Below are 7,533 nucleotides of genomic sequence, written 5' to 3'. Positions count from 1 at the left end.
CTGCCTCGCTAATAACCGCGCGGTGGGCGCCGGACCCGTTTGAGGGCTATTAGTCCCGCCGGTGTGCACGAGTGGGGCCCCGCGCGGGGGGCCCCCCCCCCCACGAACGCGGTCAGGAAGCCCGCCAGCGCCCGCCGGCGTGGCCACCGCGCGGCCAGGGCGGCCATCAGCGGCGCGCCGACGACCATGCCGACGGCGTAGGCGGAGGTGAGGCTCGCCGCCGCGCCGGACGGGACCGACAGGTCGGCGGCGATGCCGGGGACCAGACCGGACAGCATGAATTCCGAGGTGCCTTGCGCGAACACGGCAAGGCCGAGGACGTACACGAACAGGGGCAAGGGATCGACTCCGAGGTCGGCGTGCGCGGTCGGGTGCGTGCGCGTGCCGACCGCCGACGGGCGATCGCGATCAGGACCGGTGGCTCACCGGTCGGACGGGACGCCGCCGGCGATCGGCGGCTCGGCTCTGTCCGACTCGGGACTCGTCACCCGCAGCACCCTAGTCGGGAACCGCCCCGGTCCTCAACGTCGTTCCGGCGCTCGGCATCGTCCGTCCGCTCGGCGTCGTTCCGATGCCCGGCGTCGCCCGGGTGCTGGGCGTCGCTCCGGCGCTCGGCATCGTCGCGGCGCTGGGCGTCGCCCCGGTGCCGGGCGTCGTCCCGGTGCCCAGCGTCGCCCCGGTGCTCGGCCAGCCAGGTCTCGGCGAACGCGACCGCGTCGGGCAGCGAGAACAGCCGGGTGACGGCCGCGCCGACCCGGCCGAGCCGGACCGGCCGCGCGCCGCCGAAGGCCGCGCCCAGCTCCGCGAAGTCGCCGTCGTCCAGCGCGAGGTCGCGGACGGTCGCCCAGGACCGGCCCCGCGGGGTCGTGATCGCGAACGAGTTGTCCGCCTCCGGCGGGTCCGGGAGCCGGTACTCGGCCAGGTGGAACGCCGTGCACGAGCCGAAGCCGACACCGAGCAGCAGCACCCGCGCGCCCATCGCCTCCAGCCGGGCCAGCGGGCTGCGCTCGCCGAGCTGGCTGTCGAGGGCGTGGTCGGCCACCACCTCGGCGGCCCGCGCGCCGAGCGCGGCGAACGACGTCTGCGGGTGCGCGCTGCGCAGCGCCCCGGGCCAGGTCCGCACCGCCTCGGGGATCACGCCGACGCCCGTCGCCGGGGTGGTGCGCGGGTCGTAGGGCGGCAGGGACGCGCGGATCTCGGCCCACCACGACTCGGGCACGGGCGGGTTGTGCCAGCCGGCCGGGTCGGAGTTGTCGGTCGACTGGGTGGGCACCACCAACGTCCCGGCCTCGCCGAGCACGTCGAGCAACGCCGCCACGACGGTGTTGGCCCCGCCGCAGACCCAGCCGAGCGCGCTCAACGAGGAATGCACGAGCACGGTGTCGCCCGCGCGCAGCCCGGCTTCGCCGAGCTGGGCGGCGATCGAGTGCCGGGTGCACAGCGGACCGGAGGGAGGCTTCGACACCTCCGCAGGATAAGGACGGCCGCCCGGCCCGGTCACGCCGAACGGGCGCTCCGGAACCACGCGACCACCCTCGACAACAGGAATGAAACTCGCATACGGACCGCGACGCCGACCACCGCCAATAGCGCGGAACAACACCCGGGCGAGTACCACTCGGTATCGCCCGGTCGCCATTCCACGGAATGTGGAACCGCCGGGGGCGCGCGCCGATGCGCCACTCGCGTGATCCGCCACTGGGCCGTCGAGGTGGGACAACACCCGTGAGTACTCCCCCGAACGGCCGACGCTGGGCCGTTCGGACCGCTTTCGCCGACATTCCGGTGACCCGCTCCCACCATCGCCGCGAAAATCGTGGCACCACTGCCCAAAGGACGGGTAAATCGCCTTTTACCCGACATCGAACCGAGACCTAAAAATGGCGTAAATACCGCCTACCGCGCTCGACACGAATGCGTGGCGGTCCGATTATTCCGGGTAGTTGTTCGGCGGGTGCCCAGCGAGGACACCCTCCCGCGAGGAGGCGTGATGGAAGCCAAGCGGATCATCGTCGGTGTGGACAACTCGGCGGCGGGCAAGGCCGCGCTGGAGTGGGCCATACGCCACACGCAGGACGGCGGGGTCGTGGTCGCGGCGTCGGTGTGCGGGCTGCGGACGCCCGGCGGCAGCGCGGACGTGTTCCACAGCGCCCGGCGGCGCGCGGTCGACGACGCGCTGGAGGGGATCGGGTCGAGCGGGAGCGTGCGGGTGGAGCGGTCGGTGCTGGACGGCGAGCCGGGGCCGGCCCTGGTGGAGCTGGCCGGCGAAGCCGACGGCCTGGTCCTCGGCCGGCACGGCTACACCCGGGGCGGCGTCACGATCCTCGGCTCGGTGATCAGGCACTGCCTGGAACACGCGACCTGCCCGGTCGTCGTCGTGCCGGCCCACAACGGGCAGGCGGCCTGACCCTCGCGCCCCACCGCCGCGAACCACGCCCGACCGGGACGACCCCGAGGCCGGCCGCGCCTACCGAACCCCGCCGGCGATCCCGCGACTACCCGTCCCCCTCCACGGCGGCCAGCCACGCGCGCCGCGCCGCGGCACGGGTGAACTCGCGGACGTGCAGGCCGGCGCGCAGCCAGGCCAACGGGAAGTCGTCGCCTTCGTCGGGGATCACCCGGCCGAACGCGTCCCGACCGCGGTCGCGGGACGCGTCGGCCAGGCCGGCCAGCAGGTCCGCCGTGGCGGTGAGGCCGTTGCGGGCCAGGGCGGTCACCTCCCGGTCGATCGAGGCGACCGCCGCCACCGCCCGACCGCCGAGCGCGACCCGGTGCAGCACGTTCTCCAACGGCCTGACCGGCCGCGGCACCCGACCGGCCGGGTCGGGCCGCGGCAGACGATCGGCCGGCTCCGGCCGGGGCTCGCGGTCGGCCAACTCGGGGCGCGGCACGCGATCGGCCCGCTCCGGTAGCGGCACGCGGTCGGCGGATCCGGGCTGCGGCACGCGGTCGGCGGATTCGGGGCGCGGCGCACGATCGGCCGGCTCCGGTAGCGGCAAGCGGTCGGCCGACTCGGGCTGCGGCACGCGATCGGCCGGCTCCGGTAGCGGCACGCGATCGGCCGGCGGCGGCAGGCTGTCGGCCGGAGCCGGTCGCGGCAGGCCATCGGCAGGCTCCCGTCGCGGCGGCAGACCGCGGGTGCCGCCGCCGGCGACGTGGGAGCGTTGCAGCCGGTCCAGGCCGAGGTCGACGTGGTGGCGCACCTCGTCGGGCAGGTCCAGGTCGCCCGCCACGGCCAGCGCGACGGCCGTGCCCGGCCGGTCCGGCAGCAGGCGCGCGACGGCCCGCACGCGCAGACCGGGCGCGCCGGCGAGCACCCTCAGGTTCTCGCGCGGCCGGTCGCCGTCGCCGACGAGGTCCACCGGGATGCCCCCGACGTCCACCCGCAACGCCTCCCCCGCCGCGCCCGACACCGTGCCCGCGACGAACAGCAGGTCCGCCCCGGCCGGGCGGTGGGAGTCCGGCCGGGCGTGGGCGTCGAACGCCCGCGCCACCTGGTCGGGCAGCGGTCGCGCCCACAACTCGGCGAACGGCGGCTCCTCCCACGACGCGGCGGACGCGGCCACCGCGCGCACGGCCTTGCCCGCGCCGAGCCGGTGGTCCGGCGACGCCGTGCCGCCGGACAGCAGCAGCCCGGCCCGGCCCAGCTCGCGGTGGCTGAGCCCCGACTCGCCGATCGCCACCGGCCCGTTCGCGGCGGCGGCGACCCGCTCCGCGCCGCCCGGCATGATCGCGGGCACGGTCCACAGCGCGCCGCCGTCGTCCACCAGGTGCGTGACGACCCCGGCGTAGCCCGAGCCGGCGACCACGACCTCGGTGCACAGCCCGTACAGGCGCAACGAGCCGATCGGCCGGTACTCGCGCCGGGCGGTGCCGCGCAGCTCCGCCGCCTCGCCCGTACCCGTGCGCAGGTCGTGGCAGAGCAGCATCAGCCCCACCAACTCGGCGGTGAGCGCTTCGCGGTCGAACGACGGGTCGCCGGACCGCGCGGCGGCCAGGGTGGCGGCGACACGCAGGCCGTCGGCGGCGGCCCGGTGCAGGCCCGCGACGCGTGCCGTGTGGACGGCCCGCAGCAGCTCCGCCCGCACCACCGCGCCGCTGCCCGTGGCGCCCGCGCGGAGCACGGTCGCGCACGCCGCCCACAGCACGGCCGCCGCCGCGCGCTCGTCCTCGGTGATCGGCGTCCCGACGACCTCGGCGACGGGCTCGGCCACGACCGGCTCCGGCACGCCGTCCGCCACCTCGGCCGCGGCCACCGCGAGACCCCGGTGCAGGCACTTCGGCGCGAGCAGGCAACCGCACACCAGGTCGTCGGCCGCGGTGAGCACGCCGTCGCGCAAGGTCCACGTCACCGTCGTCTCGGCGTCGAGCGTGGCGCGGGCCGTGCCGCCGTCCACCGTCACGGTCCACTCCGCGACCCGCCCCAGCGACGCGTCGACCCGTTTGCGCAGCCTCGGCGGCAGGGCGTCGAGCACGTCCGCCACCACCGCCGGGAACACCGGGGGCACGCTCATCCGCGCACCTTCTCCCCCACCCAGCGGGCCAGCTCCTGCGGGCTGAGCGCGGCGACCGGCATGCCCGCCGCGACCAGCGCGCCCGCCACCGACGTGGAGTAGCGGGCGACGCCGCGGTCGTCGAGGCTCGCGCAGCCGAGCACCGTCACCCCCGACGTGACCAGCTCCCGCACCTGCGCGACGAGCGGCCCCACCGGACCGCCCTCCTCGAAATCGCTGACCAGCACCACCATCGTCCTCTCCGGCACGGTCACCAGGGAACGGGCGTGGCGCAACGCCCCCGCGATGTGCGTGCCGCCGCCCACCCGGACCTCCAGCAGCAACGACAGCGGGTCGGCCACCCGCTCGGTCAGGTCCACGACCTCCGTGGAGAACGCGAGGAAGTGCGTCGACAGCGCGGGCACGCCGGCGAACACCGACGCGGTCAGCGCCGACCAGACCGTGGACGCCTCCATCGAGCCGGAGACGTCGACCACGAGCACCAGCCGCCAGTCACTGGCCCGACGACCGCGGGTGCGGAACACCGGCCGCTCCGGCACGACCACCACCCGGCCGCCGGCGTCACGGCGCGCGGTCGCGAGGTTGGCGCGCAGGGTGCGCGGCAGGTCCAGCCGCCCGCCGGGACGACGGGTCGGCGTCGGCAGCTGGATGCCGGTCAACGCGGGCCGCACCCGGTCGGCCAGCTGCGCGGTCAGCTCCCGCACGAGCCGCGCCACCAACGGCCGCAGCCGCGCCGGCGCCGACTCCGACAACCCGCCCGCCAGCGACAGCACGTTGCGCAGCAGCTCGACCGACGGCCGCACCGACGCCGGGTCCAGCTCCAGCGCCGCCTCCAGCCGCCCGCCTTCGGCGGCCGCGGCCAGCACCTCCTCGCGGACGCTCTCGCCGAACAGGTCCCCCAGCTCCTCCGACCACTCGCGCACGCCGGGGAACGGACTGGACCGGTCGGCCCCGAGGTCGCCCCGCGCCGCGCCCTCGCCACCGTCACGCCCGTACAGCTCGTCCAACGCGGCCGCGAACCGCCCCGCCCCCGCCGGCCGCTCGCCGTGCGCGCCGAGGACCAACCGCCACCGCACGTCGGCGGACAGCTCACCGCCGGCGGCCGGTCGCTCACCGCGCTCCGGGTCGACGCCGTGCGCCCGCGACACGCCCGCCGCCGACCGCTCACCGCTGTCGGGCCGAACGCCGCGCGCCCGTGCCCCGACCCGGTTCGCGGGCTGGAGGCCGTGCGCCCGCAGCACGTCCCCGGCCGCCCGCTCCGCCGCCAACCACACCGCCAGCAGCTCCGGATCGGGCGCGCCGACCGCGTCCACCCGCGTGCCGGTGCGCTCCTGCACCACGGCCAGCACCCGGGCCCGCGCCGCCGGGCCCACCGACGTGAACGCGCCCCGCAACGCGGGCAGCCGGTCGAGGAAGTCGCGGTCGGCCAGGCCCTCCACCCGGTCCAGCAACGGCGACAACGCCTCCGGCGTCTCCAGCAGCGGCCCGGCCGCCGCCAGCACGCCCGTCAGCCCGCGCCGCAACGCGCCCCGCCGCTCCACCGTGGTCGCGCCGTCCACCCAGGACGCCACCCGCTCCCCCAGCACCGACGGCGGCACCAGGCCGAGCAGCACCCGCGCCGCGCCCGCCGCGCCGGCGATCAGCGGCGCGCCCGTGTCGGCCAACGCCCGCAGGCACGCGTCGAACCGCACCCCGTGCACGGCCGGCCGCTGCCCCAGCTCGACCAGCGCCCGCGCGTCGGCCACGTCCTCCGACCCGGCGAGCCCGTCGAGCTGCGCCACCGCCGCCGTCTCCAGTTCCGCCGCCAGCGACGGGTGCGCGTCCAGGACGTCCCCGGGCGTGCCGGGCACGTGCCCGGCGCGCAACCGGTCCAGCAGGTCCAACGCCGCCAACAGCTCGCGCAACGTCCCCGACGACGGCAGCACGGTCGCCGCGTCGGCCAACAGCACGCCCACCGCGTCCGGCAACGCGCACGCGGCGGCGTCGAGCAGGTCGGCCAGCACGGCCCCCGGCGTGTGCCCGCCGTGCCGCTCCCGCTCGGCCCGCCGCGCCGCCAACCTCCCGGAGGCGGCCAGCTCCAGCGTCGCGCCCCACAGCCCGGCCACCGGCAGCGTGGCGGCCGTCGCCGGGGTCCACGCCACCGTCCACCGGGTGGTGAGCGCGTCACCGCCGCCCACGCCCGTGGTCGCGGTCTCCTCGGCGTAGGTCACGCCGAGCACGGTCAACCGCCGCAACGCCACCTCGCGCCGCGCGTCCAGCTCCGACCGCAGCGGGTCCAGCCGCAGCGACGCCGGCTCCCGCGAGTCCGGGCCGGGCAGCCGCAGCGAGGCGACCAACGCCTCCACCGCTGGCGCCAGACCCGACCGGGGCGTGCCCGGCGCGAGGACACCGGTCCGCCGGCCCACCAGCACGTCACCCGCCGCCCGGGCCACCACCCGACCGCGGCCCAGCGGCTCGGCGTGCGTCAGCACGGTCTGCGCCGCCTCCACCAGCTCGCCCCGGCCCGGCGCGGGCAGGGCGCGCAGCCGGGCCAGGTCGACCGCCAGCCGCAACGCCTCCCGCGCCTCGCCCGGACCGGCCGGGTGGCCCAGCTCCCGCACCCGCGCGCAGATCCGCACGAGGAACGACGCGGCGGCGGCCTCGACCGCGCCCGGGTCGCCCGCCGCCTCCAGCACCGCCTGCTGCCACTCCGGGTCGCGGATGCCCGCCGGGTAGCCGGAACGCTCGTCCAGCAGCGCGAACCCGTAGGGCACCAGGGACGTGACGATGTCGCCCACCGGCGCGGGCGACTCGTCCACCGGCCCGTCCAGCAACGCCGCCGCGTGGAACGACCCGACCACCGCCGCGCAGCGCCGCCCGGCCACCTCCCGCACCGCCCGCCGCATCCACGCCTCCCGGCGCAGGTCGAACGGGTCCACGCCGACGCCCTCGGCGTCGCGGCGCAACGCCCAGCCGACCAGCAGCGCCGCCCGCCGCACCGCCTCCCGGGTCTGGCCGGGCGCGGCGGCCGCGACCAGCC

The 7,533-nt window shown here is 77.4% G+C and carries 5 protein-coding genes; 1 reads left to right on the top strand and 4 read right to left on the bottom strand.

The annotated features are described in order from the left end of the window. Positions 1 to 8: 8 nt before the first annotated feature. Positions 9 to 338, bottom strand: a complete 330-nt coding sequence (locus ACFXGA_RS21170) for an MFS transporter (protein ID WP_378090388.1) — start codon at positions 336 to 338, stop codon at positions 9 to 11. A 146-nt stretch (positions 339 to 484) separates the two neighbouring features. Further along, positions 485 to 1,465 carry an aminoglycoside N(3)-acetyltransferase gene (locus ACFXGA_RS21165; RefSeq protein ID WP_378090386.1) on the bottom strand — a complete coding sequence of 327 codons (981 nt, stop codon included), beginning with the start codon at positions 1,463 to 1,465 and terminating at the stop codon, positions 485 to 487. Between the two features lie 525 nt (positions 1,466 to 1,990). Here ACFXGA_RS21165 and ACFXGA_RS21160 point away from each other — a divergent pair. Then, the gene (locus tag ACFXGA_RS21160) at positions 1,991 to 2,407 is read left to right on the top strand and encodes a universal stress protein (protein WP_378090384.1); all 417 of its coding nucleotides are present in this window, start codon (positions 1,991 to 1,993) and stop codon (positions 2,405 to 2,407) included. 88 nt (positions 2,408 to 2,495) lie between these two features. Here the strand turns inward: ACFXGA_RS21160 and ACFXGA_RS21155 are convergent, their stop codons facing one another. Together ACFXGA_RS21155 and ACFXGA_RS21150 are read right to left on the bottom strand one after the other, a co-directional pair. Further along, a complete protein-coding gene (locus ACFXGA_RS21155; protein WP_378090382.1) occupies positions 2,496 to 4,514 on the bottom strand; it encodes a hypothetical protein in 2,019 nt (672 codons plus the stop codon). Next, a partial coding sequence (locus ACFXGA_RS21150) for a DUF5682 family protein (protein WP_378090380.1) occupies positions 4,511 to 7,533 on the bottom strand: 3,023 nt, incomplete at its 5' end. The genes ACFXGA_RS21150 and ACFXGA_RS21155, both read right to left, overlap by 4 nt.

It is taken from the genome of Actinosynnema sp. NPDC059335 (genome assembly GCF_042752395.1).
Lineage (GTDB): Bacteria > Actinomycetota > Actinomycetes > Mycobacteriales > Pseudonocardiaceae > Actinosynnema.
The sequence above is the reverse complement of the archived record's forward strand: the minus strand, read 5'-3'. Positions and strand labels throughout refer to the sequence as shown.

Bases quoted from the DNA above. Each gene is read 5' to 3' on its own strand.
- ACFXGA_RS21155 (WP_378090382.1), bottom strand. From the start codon at position 4,514: ATGAGCGTGCCCCCGGTGTTCCCGGCGGTGGTGGCGGACGTGCTCGAC.
- ACFXGA_RS21160 (WP_378090384.1), top strand. From the start codon at position 1,991: ATGGAAGCCAAGCGGATCATCGTCGGTGTGGACAACTCGGCGGCGGGC.